Below are 19,217 nucleotides of genomic sequence, written 5' to 3'. Positions count from 1 at the left end.
CTCCGTTTTTTTATTTGCTTTTCTGCAAATAAAAAGAGAGAACGCTTCGCTTCGGGAATCGGGAACGCTCGGCTAAAGCCTCGCTGCGGGAGGAGTACCTCTAAAATCTCGCTTCTAAATTCTCAAATCTTATCTCTGAATTCTCATTTCTCAGCCATAAAAAAAGCCGATGTACTCACATCAGCTTTCAATAAAATAATCCGTAATCCGTAATCCGTAATGTAATCGAAGCGTTCCGTAGTTTACGTTCTCGCATCCGCAGCAAAGCTTGCTAGCTTTGCGTTCTCGCATCCGTAGTGAAGCTATTGAGCTTCATGTTCCCGCTTCTATCAGTACTGATCTTCCGACCAGCCATCGCTATCCGACATATCTGGCGCGCCTGGAATAGTATTCTCTTCGTCAGCCCATTCACCAAAATCAATCATTTGGCATTTCTTGCTGCAGAAAGGACGGAAAGGGCTCTCTTCGCCCCAAATAACTTCGGTGCCACATTGTGGGCAGGCAACTTTAGTAATTTTGCTCATAACAATTGTAATCGGTTGGAAAAGTTAAACGCAGTATAGCGGCTAGTTGATAACTTAGCAGCAAACCGCCAATTGGAATTCAACGTCATCCGCATAGGCTTGACCGGTTTTGAACTCAATAAACTTGATAGCAAAACGGTTTTTATGACCAGAGATCATCGGATAGACGCTGTAATGCATCGGAATGTTAAGGCGCAGAATATTAGCCTCTTCAGCATCACTTTGGAAAAAGGCGCTCTGGGCAACTCGAGGTTGGAAATGCCCTGTGGCGCGAGTTAAGCGCAACCAAAGCTTCAGCGCATTAGAGAGTGAACTTAACGACTCCAACCAGTTGCGTGCATCCTGCTGTTTGTTTTCGCATGGTAAATGCAGCCAATGGTGCAGAGCCGGCAGGTCGAAACAGCATGAGCCACCAGGCAGGTTAAAGCGCTGGCGAATCGCGCTTAAAAAGCGATCTTCTTTTAGGCTTTGACCAAATCTTTCCGCGCTCATCAATTCACTGTGCGCTTGATCGATTTCCAGCAGGATAGATTGCAACATTTCCTGATCGACACCCTCAACGTTAAGCCAGGTACGATAGGTCAAGCGTTGCTTCTCAATATCCTTTGCCAGTTCACTTTTGAGCTGAATTTGTTCAAAGATTTCGAGTAAATCAAATAGACCACGGAAGAAGTTCAAGTGCTGAAGTTCGTCACTAAATCTCGAAGACACATCCAACTGATGTAGCAAAGCCTCTACACGAAGATAGATTCTGGTTTTCTCATTCAGTGGATGTTCGAAATATTGCGTGGTCATTAAGCGGCGCCCTGAAATTTTGTAGCTTTATTCTCACAGATTTGCCCTGCACATTTCTAGGTACTTTTTATGTAATTCTGTGATTTGGGGCAAAAGTTGTTGGTTTTGTGAATGGTTTTTAATCACATCGTTAGCAATTGCTAAACGTTGCTCACGACTGGCTTGAGATCGCAGTATTGATTCAGCCTGTTGACGAGAAACGCCATCACGATTCATCGTACGTTCTATCTGGATATTTTCATCCACATCGACCACCAAAACGCGGTCGGCTAACTCTTGTAAGTTGTTCTCAACCATCAATGGAATCACCAGTAGAGCATATTCAGAGCTAACATGCTCTAGCTGTTGCTGCATATTGCGACGGATCATCGGATGCAACAGATTATCTAACCATTGCTTTTCATTTCGGTCGGCAAAAATGATTTCACGTAGTGCAGAGCGGTTGAGGCTACCATCCTCTAATAAGATGGTTTCGCCGTAACGGGCAACAATTGCATTAAGCCCTTCACTTTTCGGCTCGACCACTTCACGTGCTACCACATCGGCATCGACGATCTCGATAGCAAACTGATCGCGGAAAATATTTGCAACGGTGGTTTTGCCACTGGCAATGCCGCCTGTCAAACCTATCACAAGTGCCATATTACGCTCCTAATAGAAAACGGTAGTAATGGTTAAGAATCTCAGAACCCCAAAGCATTGCAACCCAACCCGCGATAGCGAGGTAAGGTCCAAATGGAAATGCCATATCAATGCCTTTTTTCTGCATTCTTAATTGAATGATGCCAAACACTAAGCCCACCACAGAGGAGAGTAAGATGATCATCGGTAAATATTGCCAGCCGAGCCAAGCACCAAGGGCGGCTAATAATTTGAAATCACCATAACCCATGCCTTCTTTGCCTGTGAGCAGCTTAAAAGCCCAATAGACTGTCCATAGGCAGAGGTAGCCAGCGATAGCACCGATTACGGCATCTTGCAGACTCACAGGGCTGATGCCTAACAGCGATAAACTGATCCCCGCCCACATCAGAGGTAAGGTCAATTGATCGGGCAGTAGCATGGTATCAAGGTCGATGAAGGTTGCCGCGATGAGAACAAAAGTAAAAAACAGCAACGCAACAGCAAAGTAGCTAAAGCCAAACTGCAATGCGACCAGCAAGCACATGCCAGCGGTAAGCATCTCAATTAACGGGTAACGAGCACTGATTTTTGTCTGGCACTGACGGCATTTACCACCTAACAGTAACCAACTCACGACAGGGATATTATCGATGGCTCGGATCGGTGTGTGGCAATTTGGACAAGTCGAACGTGGCACGCTGAGATTGTATGTTGATGTATCGACCTCAAGATTACATTGCGGAAAAGTGTCATTACACTCTTGGCGCCACTCTCGTTCCATCATGATCGGTAAGCGGTGTATGACTACATTAAGAAAGCTACCAACAATTAAACCAAAAACAGTGGCTAGCAGAGGAAATAGCCAAGGGTAGTGAATAAATACAGCCATAGATTACTCAGTATATGCAAGAAATGGAACAGAGGTTGAACCGCTATCTTAGCCTATAACATTCATTAAGTTAAAGATGGGTAAATAGATTGCTAGAACTAAGCTGGCGACTATCACACTTAATACCACAATGATTATCGGTTCCAGTAACTTAGTGAGGTTTTCTATATCCTCATCAAGCTCGTTCTCATAGAGTGTGGCAAGGCGACAAAGCATGTCATCTAATCGTCCTGATTCTTCGCCAATCATTACCATTTGTAGGGTGAGTTCGGGAAAGAGTTGGCAGTGGCGCATCGCTAAGTAAAGTGGCATTCCGGCACTCGTTTCTTGATGAATATGACGTAATGCTTGTCGATAGATAGGATTATGCTGGCTATTCGATGCAGAATGTAAACAGCTGAGCAGAGGAATACCGGCGATAATACTGGTGGCTAAGGTGCGACAATACCGCGCCACAAAGGCTTTGTTTTTCATCTTCGCCAGTATGGGCATATGTTGTGAGAAACGGCTCAGCGTCAGGCTTACACTTGCATTACGTTTGCTCAGCCATCTTGTTGCCATCACCAGAGTGACGAGTAACAGACAAACTGTCAGTGCGGATTGCTGCACCACGTGCGACAGGTAAAGAACTTGCTGAGTGAACCAAGGTAAATCCGCGCCGAAACTGTTGAACAAGATTTCAAATTCAGGGATCACCAAAGCGAGCATTAAGTATGTGACCAACCCAGAGACGACTAAAACTATGCTTGGGTAGATTGAGGCTTTGCGCATCTTACTTTTTAACTGATGTGATTTCTCACGGTGTTCAGCTAAGCGTTGGAATATTTGCGCTAAGTTTCCGCTTAGTTCAGCCGCGCGTAACAGCTCGATGTATAACTCATCAAAGTGATGATGAATTTGGAAAGCCAGTGGTAGTGGCGTACCTGACTCAATTCTTTGCTTGAGTTGCAGTATCAGCGCTTTCATCGCTGCGGAGCGCGGATTGTCGCTGACTAAACTCAGTGCTTGAATCAGCGGAACACCGGTGGTGAGCATGGTGGCTAATTGGCGTGTGAGTAGGGTGATATCCTGAGCTTTGATTCGGTGGCGTATCTGGTGCCACCATGAGAGTTTTTTTCTTGATAAGTGGGTCAGACGAATATTGCCTTGTTTGAGCTGGGTACGTGCTTCCGTTTCCGTGAGCGCCATGATCATGCCGGAGCATCGCTTGCCCTGATGATCGATACCTTGCCAATAAAAATAATTCATCTGCGTGGTTAGTGCTTTTGCCACTTTATTCCCTCCAACCGAGTTGCCTGTCGATCTCAGATATCGAGGTATCACCTGCAATGAGTCGATTTACTGCCGACTGTTTGAGTGTCACCATGCCGTTCTCGATGGCAGATTGTTGTATTGCGTGGGTAGAGGTTTGAGCCAATATTAGCGCTTTAAGATTGGCGCTAAGTGGCAGGACTTCAAATAAAGCAATCCGCCCGTTGTAACCGAGATTGCAGTGTTGGCAGCCTGTCGGCGCGGCTTGGTACAGCACAATATTGTCTGTCAGTTGATGTTGTTGGCGCTCTGCGTCCGTTGGGGAATAGCTTTGTTTGCACATTGGACAGAGTCGGCGCACTAACCTCTGAGCGATAACTAGAGACAGAGAGGAGGCGAGGTTATACGCCTTAACGCCCATGTTTTGCAGCCGGGTTAAAGTCTCTGCAGCAGAATTGGTATGCAAGGTAGATAAGACCAGATGCCCAGTTTGAGCGGCTTTTACCGCGATGTCAGCGGTTTCAAAATCACGAATCTCGCCAACCATGATCACATCAGGATCTTGGCGTAAGAAGCTCCTTAAAGCACAGGCAAAATCAAAGCCAATTTGTGGTTGGATCTGTACTTGATTGATTCCGGGTAAGTTGATCTCGACCGGATCCTCCGCAGTGGCAATATTGATATGTGGCGTGTTGATCTTTTTCAGCCCAGCGTAGAGAGATAGTGTTTTACCACTGCCGGTTGGACCGGTGATCACGACTAATCCTTGTGGTTGGTTGAGCGCATCGTTGTAGTGCTGCAACTGAACGGGATCGAAACCAAGTTGGTCGAGATCCAATTGCACAGAACTCGTACCTAATAAGCGCAGGACGATCTTTTCACCCCATAACGTTGGTAGGGTTGAGATACGGATATTGATCTGTTGTTGGTTGCTCAATGTCAGTTTTGTGCGCCCATCTTGTGGTAGCCGTCTTTCGGCGATATCGAGCTGCGCGAGGATCTTAACGCGAGCGGCTAAGCGGCGTCCCAATCGCACTGGCGGGCTGTGGGTTTCTAACAATATGCCATCGCAGCGAATTCGAATGCGAAAGGACTCCTCATAAGGCTCGAAGTGAATGTCCGATGCGCCTCGATTAATCGCGTCCAACAATACTTGATGGATATAGCGACTGACAGGGGCATCATCACCACTGACTTGTTCTGCATCATTCATTTCCTCTTGTGCAAGTTCGACCAGCGTCTCGAGTTCAAAACCCTCAATCTCTTTATAAGCAGAAACACTCTGTGCTTGCCTGCGCCCATAGAGGGAGTGAATAGCGGTTTTTATTGCCTCAATATCACTCAGTACTAGCTTGGTTTGCAGCCCCGTGGCAAAGCGAAAATCAGTCTCGATGGTTTCGCTGCTGGGGTCATAGACCGCAATGGTGAGTGTGCTGCTTTCTAATTTAATCGGTAGCGCTTGATAGAGCAGGATCAGCGTTCGTAAATTGAGCTTACGAGACAACGCAATATAGTTATCGTTGTCGAGTGGAGCCATTTCAAGTTGAAATAGACGAGATAGCAGCAGAGTCAGTGGCTGACTATCGAAAATGCGATTTTCAATTAACCATTCGCACGGTGATTTACTGGCGCTTTGTGTAAAAGCGGTCAGTTGCTTAGAGGAGAGATAACCTTCTCTAAGCAACAGTTCGAGTAGGGGAGCTTTCACAACGGCGCTATTCACAACGATGTTATTGATTACTGATATTGGGCACAGTTACTGGCATCGTCGACGATATCCCAGGTCATGACGCCGCCACTGACCACATTGGGCTGATAAGCAAAGGTGTTGGTGGTCGCCGAGTTATTATCACAATCAATGTCGGGATTGAGCGCAATCTTGCCGTCCGTCACCCCAGTGACTCGAGATGCGGCACTCGGTACTGGGGATGTGCCAGCGTCACAATTGTCGAGTGCACCGTTCTCTGCAAAACAGACGCCAACCGCAGTTTTATATGAACCGGCTTCTGCCAGTGTGGCGACCACATTGGATTTCACGGTGTAGTCTTTGTAAATTGGGATACCAATGGTTGCCAGTACAGCGATGATGGCGACCACTACCATCAATTCTATTAAGGTAAAACCGCGAGTGAATTTGTTAGCGGAGCGAGTCATAACGATTTCCTTCTCTTTATAGTATGAGGCTGATTAGCTTAGGCTTGGATTACGCGCGAGAGTAGGCTGACTTGGCAGAGTTCTGATTGGCGCGGCATGATTAGCCACTTTTGTTACAAAGGCGGTGATGAGTAGGATTGATGCGGCTCGGCAACTCTAAGCCAGTCTGTGATGGCATGAAAAAGCCGCATCATGGATGCGGCTAGAAATCGGTAATTTGAGCGAATATCTGAGCGAAATAGTTACAGTAACTTCTTCAAGCGGTAAAGTTCTTCCAAAGCTTGACGAGGAGTGAGGTCATCAGGGTCAATATTGGCTAGTGCTTCTTCTACTTCACTTGGTTCAGGGATCAAGCTCAGTTGATTAGCGATATCAACGGCTGTGCTGCGCGGTGCGTTATTTTCCGTCGCTAGGCTAAGCTGCTCAAGCTGAGTCAATTTTGCTCGTGCTTGCTTGATCACGGTTTTTGGTACACCGGCAAGACCGGCGACCGCAAGACCATAAGACTTACTCGCCGCGCCCTCTTGCACTGCGTGCATAAAGGCAATGCTGTCACCGTGCTCTACCGCGTCTAGGTGAACGTTCGCGAGATGATCAATTTGGCTAGGCAGTTCGGTTAGCTCAAAGTAGTGAGTGGCGAATAGCGTTAATGCGCCAATCTGTTTTGCTAACCATTCGGCACTTGCCCAAGCCAGTGACAGACCATCATAGGTACTGGTACCACGACCAATCTCATCCATCAGCACTAGGCTACGCTCGGTGGCGTTGTGCAGAATGTTGGCAGTTTCTGTCATCTCAACCATGAAGGTTGAACGACCTGAAGCTAAATCGTCCGATGCGCCGATACGAGTAAAGATGCGATCGATAGAGCCGATATGCGCCGCTTCTGCTGGAACATAAGAACCAATGTGTGCCATTAGGGCAATCAACGCGGTTTGACGCATGTAGGTCGATTTACCGCCCATGTTCGGACCGGTGATAATCAACATTTTACGCTGCGCATTGAGCTCAATTGGGTTAGCAATAAAAGGCTCATCCATGACTTGCTCAACCACAGGGTGTCGACCTGCTTGAATTGAAATACCTGGCTCTTGGCTTAGGGTTGGACGACAGTAATCTAAGCTATCGGCACGCTCGGCTAGGTTTTGTAATACGTCTAACTGCGATACTGCGGAGGCGAGATTTTGCATCTGTTCTAGATGCGGCAATAGCAAATCGAACAGCTCTTCCCACAGTTTCTTCTCGACTGAAAGCGCTTTAGATTTTGAGTTAAGCACTTTGTCTTCGTGTTCTTTTAGCTCAGGAATAATGTAGCGCTCGGCATTTTTTAATGTTTGACGACGGACATAGTGCGCAGGCACTAAGTGGCTTTGCCCTCGGCTCACCTGAATAAAGAAGCCATGTACGGCGTTATAGCCGACTTTAAGGGTGTCGATATCGTGGCGCTCGCGCTCTTCACGCTCCAGTTTTTCTAAATACTCAGTTGCGCCATCTGCAAGGTTACGCCATTCATCAAGCTCAGCGTTGTAGCCAGAGGCAATCACACCACCTTCACGGATCACCACTGGAGGGTTTTCTTTGATCGCGCGCTCAAGGAGATCACACACATATTCAATTGGTGCGGCGTATTGTGCCAACTTAGCGAGGTAAGGGTGGTGAAGCGATGACAATACATCAGCCAGTTCAGGCAGTTGCTGCATCGCATGGCGCAGGCGTGCCAAATCTCGCGGGCGTGCTGAACGCAGTGCTAAGCGCGCCAAAATACGTTCGATATCACCAATCTGTTTCAGAACTGGCTGTAAGTCGCAGAACACGCTTTGCTCTTTAATATCGGTAATCGCATCTAGGCGTTGGTTGAGTGTATCAATACAGCGCATTGGTTGATGCAACCAGCGTTTGAGCATTCGGCTACCCATAGGCGTTGCCGTTTTATCTAACACGTCCGCTAGGGTGTTATCCAAGCCGCCAGCAAGGTTTTGGGTAATTTCTAGGTTGCGACGAGTCGCCGCATCCAAAATTACCGAGTGATCTTGGCGATCAAACGTCAGTGAGCGGATATGCGGTAGCGCGGTACGCTGAGTATCTTTGACATATTGAATCAAGCAGCCCGCTGCACATAGCCCGAGCTTGGCATGTTCGACACCAAAACCAACTAGGTCACGGGTGCCAAATTGCTGATTAAGTTGTTGCTTAGCTGTGTCAATTTCGAACTCCCATACCGGGCGACGACGATTACCGCTGCGCGAGGACATCAGATGCACTGGTTCGAAATCTTCTGGAAATAGCAGCTCGCGCGGTGAAGTACGTTGCAGCTCAGCTGCCATTGCTTCTTCGCTTTCCGGTTCAGTCAGTTGGAAACGACCGGACGTAATATCTAATGTGGCGTAGCCGAACTTACCATTGTGGTGGTAAATCGCCGCAATCAGGTTATCAACACGTTCAGACAGCAGTGCTTCGTCGGTCACCGTACCTGGCGTAACAATACGCACTACTTTACGTTCAACCGGACCTTTGCTGGTGGCAGGGTCACCAATTTGCTCACAGATCGCGACCGATTCACCCAGTTGAACTAGCTTGGCTAAGTAGCCTTCTACCGCGTGGTAAGGCACACCCGCCATCGGGATTGGTTCGCCAGCTGATGAGCCGCGTTTCGTTAATGAGATATCGAGCAGTTGTGAAGCGCGTTTCGCGTCATCATAAAAAAGTTCATAGAAGTCACCCATACGATAAAACAGCAAGATATCAGGGTTTTCAGCTTTTAACTTTAGATACTGCTGCATCATTGGAGTGTGTTTTTGTTCGGCTTTCACGGCTAACTTCTTTCGTTTATGACAATTGCGGCTTAGGATACGTGAATCGATAACGGGCGAAAAGTCACATTGAGGATTTTGAACATGGAATCACATCAATTATTGAGCATTGAGCTTGGTAAGTTATTGCTGCAACACCAACAGGTTCTCGCCACAGCAGAATCCTGCACTGGCGGAGGGGTCTCTGTGTCTGTAACGGACATCGCAGGCAGTTCGGCATGGTTTGATCGCGCATTCGTTACTTACAGTAATGAAGCCAAGATGGAGATGTTAGAAGTTCAAGCCCAAACGTTGGAGACGCATGGTGCCGTGAGTGAGCCGACCGTGGTTGAAATGGTAAAAGGTGCGCTAAAAAACGCCAATGCGACGATTGCTGTTTCGATTAGTGGTATTGCTGGTCCTGGCGGTGGCAGTGATGAAAAACCAGTGGGTACGGTATGCTTTGGTTTTGCCGATCACACAGGTTGGTTGAAGGTGAGCACGGAGCATTTTTCTGGTGATAGGGCAGAGGTGCGCTCGCAAGCGGTTGACTTTGCGCTTAAAACCCTGTGTGACTATTTGAGTGAGAGATCATAGTTTCACTGTTTGAGGTTTAAAATCCTTGCCAGATCAGTACTCTATCGAGCGAGTGCAAAAAAAATCCATACAGGTATAGACACTGTATGAATCAACAGTATAATGGCACTCATAAATTGTTCAGCTGATACTGAACAGCACCAATCAGATTTTATATTCATCAGCCATGGTGGATAGTTTGGAGAAAGTGATGGACGAGAATAAACAGAAAGCCCTCGCCGCTGCGCTAGGTCAAATTGAAAAGCAATTCGGTAAAGGCTCTATTATGCGCCTTGGCGACAACCGCACAATGGATGTAGAAACCATTTCGACTGGTTCACTTTCTCTCGATATCGCACTCGGTGCTGGTGGTCTACCAATGGGTCGTATCGTAGAAATCTACGGTCCAGAATCTTCAGGTAAAACAACCCTAACTCTTGAACTGATTGCCGCTGCGCAACGTGAAGGTAAAACTTGTGCCTTTATTGATGCTGAGCACGCACTTGATCCTATCTATGCGAAGAAGCTAGGTGTTGATATTGATGCGCTATTGGTTTCTCAGCCAGACACAGGTGAGCAAGCGTTAGAAATCTGTGATGCATTAGCACGCTCAGGTGCAATTGACGTTCTAGTGGTTGACTCAGTAGCGGCACTAACACCAAAAGCTGAAATTGAAGGCGAGATGGGCGATAGCCACATGGGTCTTCAAGCGCGTATGCTATCGCAAGCAATGCGTAAGCTAACGGGTAACCTCAAGCAGTCTAACTGTATGTGTATCTTCATCAACCAAATTCGTATGAAGATTGGTGTAATGTTTGGTAACCCAGAAACCACAACGGGTGGTAACGCACTGAAGTTTTACGCGTCTGTTCGTCTTGATATCCGCCGTACTGGTTCTATCAAAGAAGGTGATGAAGTGGTGGGTAACGAAACCCGCATCAAAGTGGTGAAGAACAAGATTGCTGCACCATTTAAACAAGCAGAAACGCAGATCCTGTACGGTCAAGGCTTTAACCGTGAAGGTGAACTGATCGATCTAGGCGTGAAGCACAAGCTCGTAGAGAAAGCAGGTGCGTGGTACAGCTACAACGGCGATAAGATTGGTCAAGGTAAAGCAAACGCTTGTAAGTTCCTTAAAGAGAACCCAGAAGCGGCGCAAACCATCGACAGCAAGCTACGTGAAATGTTGCTATCACCAGCTCAACCAGAAGAGCCTGAAACGGGTGAAATGCCACAAGAAGAAGAGTTTTAATCTCTCTTTGGTCGCTGAGCTAAATTGAATCCACAGCCAAGCCTCGCATCATGCGGGGCTTTGTTTTATCTTGTCTTTCTATCTTTCTATCTTTCTATCTTTCTATCTTTCTATCTTTCTATCTTTCTATCTTTCTATCTTTCTTTCTCTTATTCTTTTTTCTCACTTCTCACTTCTCACTTCTCACTTCTCACTTCTCACTTCTCACTTCTCACTTCTCACTTCTCACTTCTCACTTCACCTTTATCTCTTCTCGCTTCACCTTTATCTCTTCTCGCTTCACCTTTATCTCTTCTCGGATGACTTGCAGGAAGAACGAGTCTTTTTAGGCTAGTAGCCACAGCCACAGCCACAGCCACAGCCACAGCCACAGCCACAGCCACAGCCACAGCTAAAATAGTACGCTGACTCTCTTGAGTGGATTGTTAGCTAGTTTGGCTATCGTTTTCTAATGGTGGGGCGGAGAACGGTTGCAGCCATTTCACCAATAGGACGATGAAAGCCTTTGTACTGCCCCTTTAGTGACGAAAGCCTGTGATGTTAGCTGGTGCTAGCTGATGGCTGAACTTTTTCTGAGAGGTCGACTCACTGAGAATAGAACCGATATTATTTATCTATTTTAAAATGTGATCTAGAGCACTTTAATATTATATCTATAAATAATGCCAGGTATATTTGTAGCCTCTAGATTGCGTTTATTAATTAAATTGTTTTGATTTTGCCTTTTAATTTAACCCTGATTATTTGTTGATCGATTTAATTTAATTGCCACAGATATTAATTGTAATCATCGCAGGCTGATATTAATTATTTTTGTTTAATTAATAAATAAATACACCATTATTATTAACAAATGGAGTAATAAAACTGGCTATAAAATTAAATTAAATTTATAAATGAGATCTGGTTCAAGTTTGATTTGATGATATTTTGGACTAACTGCACCAAAGCAACCATTATTTTGCACTTTTTTGGGGGCTTTAAAGCCCTTTAAACATTAAATTATCTGGTTGATGTTGTTGCTGTGGTGTAAATATTGGTGCTAATTACGCCGTTTTGGGCTCTAATTGCTTGTGTGTAAATAATTCCGTACAGTTAAATGTACGTATTAAAGTGTTAACTGAATCTCATAATGGGTAATGGCTAACAAAATAAATGGTCTTGTACAATACCGATCCATCAAATAAATCAGAAAAACAACGTCTATAATATCTTGTTTTGGCAATAAAGTTGCCGTTTAGTTTTTTATACGAGAGCTCCAATTTATACCGCTTGAACAGCTATTCCCTTAATCCGGAAAAAATATTCTAATGGCTTCGAAGTTTGGGGATACACCCAATTAAATAAAGAATATGACCATTAAATAAATTGGAGTAAGAAAATGGAAAAACGTTACCCTGCTGAACCGTTTCGCATTAAAACTATCGAAAACGTTTCAATGATTGGTCGCGAAGAGCGTGCTGAAAAAATGAAAGAAGCTGGTTACAACACGTTTCTTCTAAACAGTGCTGATGTTTACATCGACCTACTAACTGACTCAGGCACATCTGCAATGTCTGACAAGCAGTGGGCTGCTCTAATGACTGGTGACGAAGCATACGCTGGTTCTAAAGATTTCTACAAACTAGAAGAAGCTGTTCAACGTCTATACGGTTTCCCATACCTAATTCCTACTCACCAAGGTCGCGGTGCAGAGAACATCCTTTCTCAAATCGCAATTCCTAAAGACAAAGGTCAACAATGGGTTCTTGGTAACATGTACTTCACAACTACACGTTTCCACCAAGAGCACAACGGTGCTAAATTCATCGACATCATCCGCGATGAAGCACACGATGCAGCACTAGATGTACCATTTAAAGGCAACATCGACCTAGACAAACTACAATCTGCTATCGCTGAGAAAGGCGCAGAAAACATTGCTTACGTATGTCTAGCAATCACTGTAAACCTAGCAGGTGGTCAGCCAGTATCTATGGCTAACATGCGTGCAGTAAGCGAAATCTGTAAAGCTAACGGCATCAAAGTATTCTACGATGCAACTCGTTGTGCAGAAAACGCATACTACATCAAAGAGCAAGAAGAAGGTTACGCAGACAAGACTATCAAAGAGATCGTTATCGAGCAGTTCTCTTACGCAGATGGCGCAACAATGTCTTCTAAGAAAGACGGTCTTGCAAACATCGGTGGTTTCCTAGCACTACGTGACGAGCACCTATTCGAAGAATCTAAAGAACTAGTAGTAGTATACGAAGGTATGCCTTCATACGGCGGTCTAGCTGGTCGTGACATGGCAGCTCTAGCTGTTGGTCTAGAAGAAGCTCTAGAATTCCCATACCTTGACCACCGTATCAAGCAAATCCGTTACCTAGGTGACAAGCTACGTGCAGCTGGCGTTCCAATGATTGAACCAATCGGTGGTCACGCAGTATTCGTTGACGCACGTCGCTTCCTACCACACCTAGAACAAGATCAGTGTCCAGCGCAAACTCTAGCTGCGTCTGTATACATCGAGACAGGTGTACGTACAATGGAACGTGGTATCGTATCTGCTGGACGTAACCGTGAGACTGGCGACCACCACCGTCCAGCTCTAGAAACAATCCGTCTAACTATTCCACGTCGTGTTTACACTTACGCACACATGGATGCAGTAGCTGAAGGTATCATCGAGCTTTACAAAAACCGCGACCAAATCAAAGGTCTAAACTTTGTATATGAGCCTAAGCAACTACGCTTCTTCACTTCTCGTTTCGAGTACATTGAAGGTTAATAGTTAGCTGTTAGCTGAGTTACTAAGCCCCCTAATTTAGGGGGCTTTCTTCGTTTTAGCCTACCATGAACCAAAAGCTCAAGGTGGGATTCTTTCGGTTGTGTCACAGAGGAGGGTTTTAACCCTAACAGCTTGGTCTTATAGCCGTTTTTTTAGTAGCTATTGTTGAAACAGAAACCCTTAGCAGAGTCGGGCACATCGCTCGTCAATACCACCACGATTTAACTTCCCTCTTATACATACCAAACCATGCATCTTGAGGTGAGATGGGTATAGCATCTAGCACACGCTTATGTGTACAATACAGCAAAATTCTATCTCGACTATTTTCAGGAAGAGCTGCATGTACATGAGCACAGATGAGGTTCGTAACGCGTTCCTCAAGTTCTTTGAAAGCAAAGGACACCAAATCGTAGAAAGTTCATCGTTAGTACCGCATAACGACCCAACCCTGCTTTTCACTAACGCAGGTATGAACCAATTCAAGGATTGTTTCTTAGGTTTAGAAAAACGCGCCTACACACGAGCAACTACGGCCCAACGCTGTGTACGTGCTGGTGGTAAACACAATGACCTAGAAAACGTAGGTTTTACTGCACGTCACCACACATTCTTCGAAATGCTAGGTAACTTCAGCTTCGGTGATTACTTCAAAGAAGACGCGATTGCTTACGCATGGGAATTCCTGACTGAAACGCTACAACTACCAAAAGATCGTCTACTAGTAACGGTATACGAGACAGATGATGAAGCGTTTGATATCTGGAACCAAAAAATTGGTATCCCAGCTGATCGCATCGTACGTATCGGTGATAAAGAAGGCGGCAAAGCATACGAGTCAGATAACTTCTGGCAAATGGGTGACACAGGTCCTTGTGGTCCTTGTACTGAAATCTTCTACGATCACGGTGAACACATTTGGGGTGGTCGTCCTGGCTCTCCTGAAGAAGACGGTGACCGTTTTATCGAGATCTGGAACAACGTATTCATGCAGTTCAACCGTCATGCAGACGGCACAATGGAACCACTTCCAAAGCCATCTGTTGACACGGGTATGGGTATCGAGCGTATCTCTGCAATCATGCAAGGCGTTCACTCAAACTACGAAATCGATGTATTCCAAACACTGATTAAAGCAGCGGCTGAAGTGACAGGTTGTGAAGACCTATCTAACCAGTCTCTACGTGTAATTGCTGACCACATTCGTTCATGTTCATTCCTAATCGTTGATGGCGTTATGCCTTCAAACGAAGGTCGTGGTTACGTTTTACGTCGTATCATCCGTCGTGCAGTTCGTCACGGTAACAAAGTCGGTGCTCAAGGCGCATTCTTCCACAAGTTGGTTGGCGTATTGGCAGAGATCATGGGTACAGCAGGCGAAGAACTAAAACGTCAACAAGCGGTTGTTGAAAAAGTTCTACGTATCGAAGAAGAGAACTTCGGACGTACTCTTGAACGTGGCATGACAATTCTAAACGAAGCTTTAGATAACCTAGACGGTAAAGTACTAGACGGCGAAACCGTATTTAAACTTTACGACACTTACGGCTTCCCAGCTGACTTAACTAACGACGTAGCTCGTGAGCGTGATTTCGCGATCGACGAAGAAGGTTTTGAGAAAGCGATGGAAGAGCAACGTCAACGTGCTCGCGAAGCTGGTCAATTCGGTACTGACTACAATGCCGCAATCAAAACTGACGCACAAACTGAGTTCTGCGGTTACGCAGCGACAGAAGGTTCAAGTGCAGTAGCAGCAATGTTTGTTGAAGGCAACGAAGTTGAATCTCTATCAGCAGGTGATAAGGCGATCCTTATCCTTGAAGAAACCCCATTCTACGCTGAGTCAGGCGGTCAATGTGGTGATGCTGGTGTGATCAAAACTGAATCAGGTTTATTCAAAGTAGAAGATACACAGAAACTGGGTAATGCGATTGCACACCACGGTGAGCTGACTGAGGGCGTGATTGCGAAGGGCGACAAAGCACAAACTCTCGTTGATGCACTGCGCCGCGCAGCAATTACATTGAACCACTCTGCAACACACTTGCTACACGCAGCACTACGTAAAGTATTGGGTGAGCACGTAACGCAGAAAGGCTCTCTAGTGAAAGCTGAAAACCTACGTTTTGACTTCTCTCACCTAGAAGGTGTGACAGCGGCTGAGCTAAAAGAAGTTGAGCGTCTCGTGAACGCGCAAATTCGTCGTAACCACAACATCGAAACCAATATCATGGATATTGAGTCTGCGAAGCAGAAAGGTGCTATGGCACTATTCGGTGAGAAGTACGATGATGAAGTTCGCGTACTATCTATGGGTGATTTCTCAACTGAGCTATGTGGTGGTATCCACGCGTCTAACACTGGTGACATTGGTCTATTCAAGATTACGTCAGAAGGTGGTATCGCAGCAGGCATCCGTCGTATTGAAGCGGTAACGGGTGAAGCAGCGCTAGATGCAATTGAAGCTCAGCAAGATAAGTACGAAGCGAAGCTTTCAGATGCAGCGAACAAAGCGAAAGCGCTAGAGAAAGAAATTCAGCAGCTGAAAGACAAACTTGCCTCTCAAGCGAGTGCTAGCCTAACTAGCCAAGTAAAAGAGATTGCAGGTGTTAAAGTTCTGGTTTCTCAACTAGACGGCGCAGATAACAAAGCACTACGTGGTATGGTTGATGAGCTTAAGAACCAACTAGGTAGCGGCATTATCATGCTGGGCAACGTAGCGGAAGGCAAAGTAGGTCTAATCGCTGGCGTAACCAAAGATCTTACTGGCAAAGTGAAAGCGGGCGAACTGGTTAATATGGTTGCTCAGCAAGTTGGTGGTAAAGGTGGTGGTCGTCCAGATATGGCGCAAGCAGGTGGTACTGATGCATCAGCGCTACCAGCAGCGTTGGAGTCAGTAGAAGCTTGGATTGCTGAGCGTCTATAAGACTTCTCCATTAGAGTAATTTACGCTCAACCAGAAATGGTTGAGCGTTCTTTTTTATGCGAAGCAAACATATTCAACATGTTTGATTAGATTCATCCCGCTTAATAAGTAAATTGAGCGGCACAATGAGACTTGGTCTTAGGAAGGTGAAGACTGGTGAAAAAGCCTCTTATCGTGCAGAAATTTGGTGGTACATCGGTGGGTTCAATAGAAAGAATTCATCAAGTTGCACAGCACATTATTAACGCTAAAAATTCGGACAACCAAGTGGTTGTCGTGGTTTCAGCTATGTCTGGAGAGACGAATCGCTTAGTCGATTTAGCTCAACAAATTGATAGCGTACCCAATGCTCGTGAATTGGATGTATTGCTTTCTGCCGGCGAACAAGTGTCGATGGCTCTATTAGCAATGACCCTGAATAAGATGGGTTATCCCTCTCGCTCATTAACGGGTGCGCAAGCAAGAATAGTCACCGATGAGCAACACAATGACGCGACGATAAAGCAAATAGATGTTTCGCCAATTCTGAAGCTGTTAGAGCAAGACCAAATCGTGATTGTGGCTGGGTTTCAAGGTATTACCGAGAGTGGTGACATTACTACCTTAGGTCGTGGTGGCTCAGATACTACCGCCGTTGCACTTGCTGGCGCACTACAAGCGGACGAATGCCAAATCTTCACGGATGTGGATGGTATTTATACTTGTGACCCTCGTGTGGTTGAAAGTGCGCACAAACTTGAAGTGATTGATTTTCCCTCGATGGAAAGCATGGCTAGACATGGTGCGAAAGTATTGCATCTTCCTTCAGTGTTACATGCATGGGAAAACCAGGTTCCTTTGAGAGTCTTGTCGACTTTCGATGTCAATCAGGGTAGTTTGGTCAAAGGTGATGAATGTTTGCACTCTGTTTGTGGCTTAGCGATTCAACGCGATATGTGTTTGATTAAAGTCGCTAAACCTGTACTCATTAGCGTAGAGAAACAGTGCCAACTTATCGGAATTGACATTTGGGATGTGATTGAACACCCAGAATGGTTCGGTATTGTTGTCAAGCAAGACGCTTTCTCTAAACTAGAATTGGTCTTACAGGGAAAAGTAGCCGATCGTCATCAGATTAGCTTGCTGACCGCTGTTGGTGCTAATACGCAAGAGCTCGCTGAATCTTTGAATTCATTGCTTGCCGAACACAAGATATCTGCTATCCACCAGAAAAGTGATGAGAGGTCTTTAACGACCGCATTGTTACCAGAGTGTGTGAATAGTGCAGCGAATTTATTGCATCAAGCGTATATAATGCCGAGCAAAGCACACGATTGCCTACAAAAACATGCATATCTAGGCTAGATTCGAATAAGAATTGAGTTTACGAAAATATAACTTTTGTTGGATAATAGCTGTGTAGCAAGAAATTTTAAGAGATTACTCAAGGAGCACAGAATGCTAATTTTAACTCGCCGTGTTGGTGAAACTCTAATGATTGGTGATGAAGTTACAGTAACAGTACTAGGTGTGAAAGGTAACCAAGTACGTATCGGTGTTAATGCTCCGAAAGAAGTGTCTGTTCATCGCGAAGAAATCTACTTGCGCATTCAGGCAGAGAAAGGTAACGGTAACGTTGCATCAGGCAATTACTAATTGCTAAGAAAAAGCTGACTACGGGTCAGCTTTTTTTGTGGGTACAGAGCAAGGAAAACTCTCAAAAAAGTGTGAATAAACACCGCTTTGGTTAAATTGACAACGGTTGGCGAGATTTTTCTCAAATTTGCCAAGAAAGTGTTTGACATATTTTTGGTAAATCGTAATATGTGCCTCCGCAAGACGGTGAGGTGGCCGAGAGGCTGAAGGCGCTCCCCTGCTAAGGGAGTATACGGCTTGATACCGTATCGAGGGTTCGAATCCCTCCTTCACCGCCATTCTTGCTTCTTCTTTTTTAGAAGAATTGCTCTTCGGAGCATAGCTTTGAAACAAAGCAAATGCGCGCTCGTAGCTCAGCTGGATAGAGTACCTGGCTACGAACCAGGCGGTCAGAGGTTCGAATCCTCTCGAGCGCGCCATTCTCTACTTGTAGAGAATAATAAAAAAACGGTGAGGTGGCCGAGAGGCTGAAGGCGCTCCCCTGCTAAGGGAGTATACGGCTTGATACCGTATCGAGGGTTCGAATCCCTCCTTCACCGCCATTTTTATTGACCGGCAGGTCAATTTTTTTGTTTCAAAACTAATATTTTGTGATATGCTTCACAATCTGCGCGCTCGTAGCTCAGCTGGATAGAGTACCTGGCTACGAACCAGGCGGTCAGAGGTTCGAATCCTCTCGAGCGCGCCATTATTAAGGGCTTTAGTCCTGATAGTGATTTAATCATTATCGAAACCCGTGCGTCCTTAGCTCAGCTGGATAGAGTACCTGGCTACGAACCAGGCGGTCGGAGGTTCGAATCCTCCAGGACGCGCCACTTTTCTTTTGAAAGCTTATTTAAGTTTTTCAAACAAGAAAGAAAGGTCGTTGACCTGATGTCAATTAACTATAATTGATATCGAAAACATTGCGCGCTCGTAGCTCAGCTGGATAGAGTACCTGGCTACGAACCAGGCGGTCAGAGGTTCGAATCCTCTCGAGCGCGCCATTATTAAGGGCTTTAGTCCTGATAGTGATTTAATCATTATCGA

General features: G+C 45.6%; 14 protein-coding genes and 6 tRNA genes. 12 read left to right on the top strand and 8 right to left on the bottom strand.

Going from position 1 to position 19,217, the window contains the following annotated elements:
• Positions 1-329: 329 nt before the first annotated feature.
• From yacG to mutS, 8 genes are all read right to left on the bottom strand, one after another.
• A complete protein-coding gene (gene yacG / locus GZN30_RS11025; protein WP_075649779.1) occupies positions 330-524 on the bottom strand; it encodes a DNA gyrase inhibitor YacG in 195 nt (64 codons plus the stop codon).
• Between the two features lie 54 nt (positions 525-578).
• On the bottom strand, positions 579-1,319 hold the full coding sequence (gene zapD, locus GZN30_RS11020) for a cell division protein ZapD (RefSeq protein ID WP_075649780.1): 741 nt from the start codon (positions 1,317-1,319) through the stop codon (positions 579-581).
• Positions 1,320-1,352: 33 nt separating this feature from the next.
• A complete protein-coding gene (gene coaE / locus GZN30_RS11015) occupies positions 1,353-1,961 on the bottom strand; it encodes a dephospho-CoA kinase (protein ID WP_075649781.1) in 609 nt (202 codons plus the stop codon).
• Position 1,962: 1 nt separating this feature from the next.
• The gene (locus GZN30_RS11010) at positions 1,963-2,832 is read right to left on the bottom strand and encodes a prepilin peptidase (protein ID WP_075649782.1); all 870 of its coding nucleotides are present in this window, start codon (positions 2,830-2,832) and stop codon (positions 1,963-1,965) included.
• A gap of 48 nt (positions 2,833-2,880) precedes the next feature.
• Complete coding sequence (locus GZN30_RS11005) at positions 2,881-4,104, bottom strand: type II secretion system F family protein (RefSeq protein WP_232060476.1); 1,224 nt, start codon at positions 4,102-4,104, stop codon at positions 2,881-2,883.
• Between the two features lies 1 nt (position 4,105).
• On the bottom strand, positions 4,106-5,791 hold the full coding sequence (gene pilB, locus GZN30_RS11000; RefSeq protein WP_075649783.1) for a type IV-A pilus assembly ATPase PilB: 1,686 nt from the start codon (positions 5,789-5,791) through the stop codon (positions 4,106-4,108).
• A gap of 29 nt (positions 5,792-5,820) precedes the next feature.
• A complete protein-coding gene (locus tag GZN30_RS21450) occupies positions 5,821-6,237 on the bottom strand; it encodes a pilin (RefSeq protein WP_075649784.1) in 417 nt (138 codons plus the stop codon).
• A 242-nt stretch (positions 6,238-6,479) separates the two neighbouring features.
• A complete protein-coding gene (gene mutS, locus GZN30_RS10990; protein ID WP_075649785.1) occupies positions 6,480-9,047 on the bottom strand; it encodes a DNA mismatch repair protein MutS in 2,568 nt (855 codons plus the stop codon).
• Positions 9,048-9,131: 84 nt separating this feature from the next.
• On the opposite strand from mutS, the gene pncC reads away from it, so the two are divergent.
• From pncC to GZN30_RS10930, 12 genes are all read left to right on the top strand, one after another.
• Positions 9,132-9,623, top strand: a complete 492-nt coding sequence (gene pncC / locus GZN30_RS10985) for a nicotinamide-nucleotide amidase (protein ID WP_075649786.1) — start codon at positions 9,132-9,134, stop codon at positions 9,621-9,623.
• Positions 9,624-9,813: 190 nt separating this feature from the next.
• Positions 9,814-10,854 (top strand): recombinase RecA, encoded by a 1,041-nt coding sequence (gene recA, locus GZN30_RS10980; protein ID WP_075649787.1) that lies wholly within the window; start codon positions 9,814-9,816, stop codon positions 10,852-10,854.
• Between the two features lie 1,381 nt (positions 10,855-12,235).
• A complete protein-coding gene (locus GZN30_RS10975) occupies positions 12,236-13,627 on the top strand; it encodes a tyrosine phenol-lyase (protein ID WP_075647669.1) in 1,392 nt (463 codons plus the stop codon).
• 343 nt (positions 13,628-13,970) lie between these two features.
• A complete protein-coding gene (gene alaS / locus GZN30_RS10970; RefSeq protein WP_075647668.1) occupies positions 13,971-16,553 on the top strand; it encodes an alanine--tRNA ligase in 2,583 nt (860 codons plus the stop codon).
• A 156-nt stretch (positions 16,554-16,709) separates the two neighbouring features.
• Complete coding sequence (locus GZN30_RS10965; protein WP_075647667.1) at positions 16,710-17,897, top strand: aspartate kinase; 1,188 nt, start codon at positions 16,710-16,712, stop codon at positions 17,895-17,897.
• A 93-nt stretch (positions 17,898-17,990) separates the two neighbouring features.
• Positions 17,991-18,188, top strand: a complete 198-nt coding sequence (gene csrA, locus GZN30_RS10960; protein ID WP_075647666.1) for a carbon storage regulator CsrA — start codon at positions 17,991-17,993, stop codon at positions 18,186-18,188.
• A 185-nt stretch (positions 18,189-18,373) separates the two neighbouring features.
• Positions 18,374-18,466, top strand: a tRNA-Ser gene (locus GZN30_RS10955).
• Positions 18,467-18,530: 64 nt separating this feature from the next.
• Positions 18,531-18,607: transfer RNA gene (locus tag GZN30_RS10950), tRNA-Arg, on the top strand.
• A 30-nt stretch (positions 18,608-18,637) separates the two neighbouring features.
• A tRNA-Ser gene (locus GZN30_RS10945) sits at positions 18,638-18,730 on the top strand.
• A gap of 69 nt (positions 18,731-18,799) precedes the next feature.
• A tRNA-Arg gene (locus tag GZN30_RS10940) sits at positions 18,800-18,876 on the top strand.
• Positions 18,877-18,926: 50 nt separating this feature from the next.
• Positions 18,927-19,003: transfer RNA gene (locus GZN30_RS10935), tRNA-Arg, on the top strand.
• 94 nt (positions 19,004-19,097) lie between these two features.
• Positions 19,098-19,174, top strand: a tRNA-Arg gene (locus GZN30_RS10930).
• Positions 19,175-19,217 lie beyond the last annotated feature (43 nt).

It is taken from the genome of Vibrio ponticus, assembly GCF_009938225.1.
Classification (GTDB): domain Bacteria; phylum Pseudomonadota; class Gammaproteobacteria; order Enterobacterales; family Vibrionaceae; genus Vibrio; species Vibrio ponticus.
Note: the sequence above shows the minus strand (reverse complement) of the source record. Positions and strands in the feature narration are given on the sequence as shown.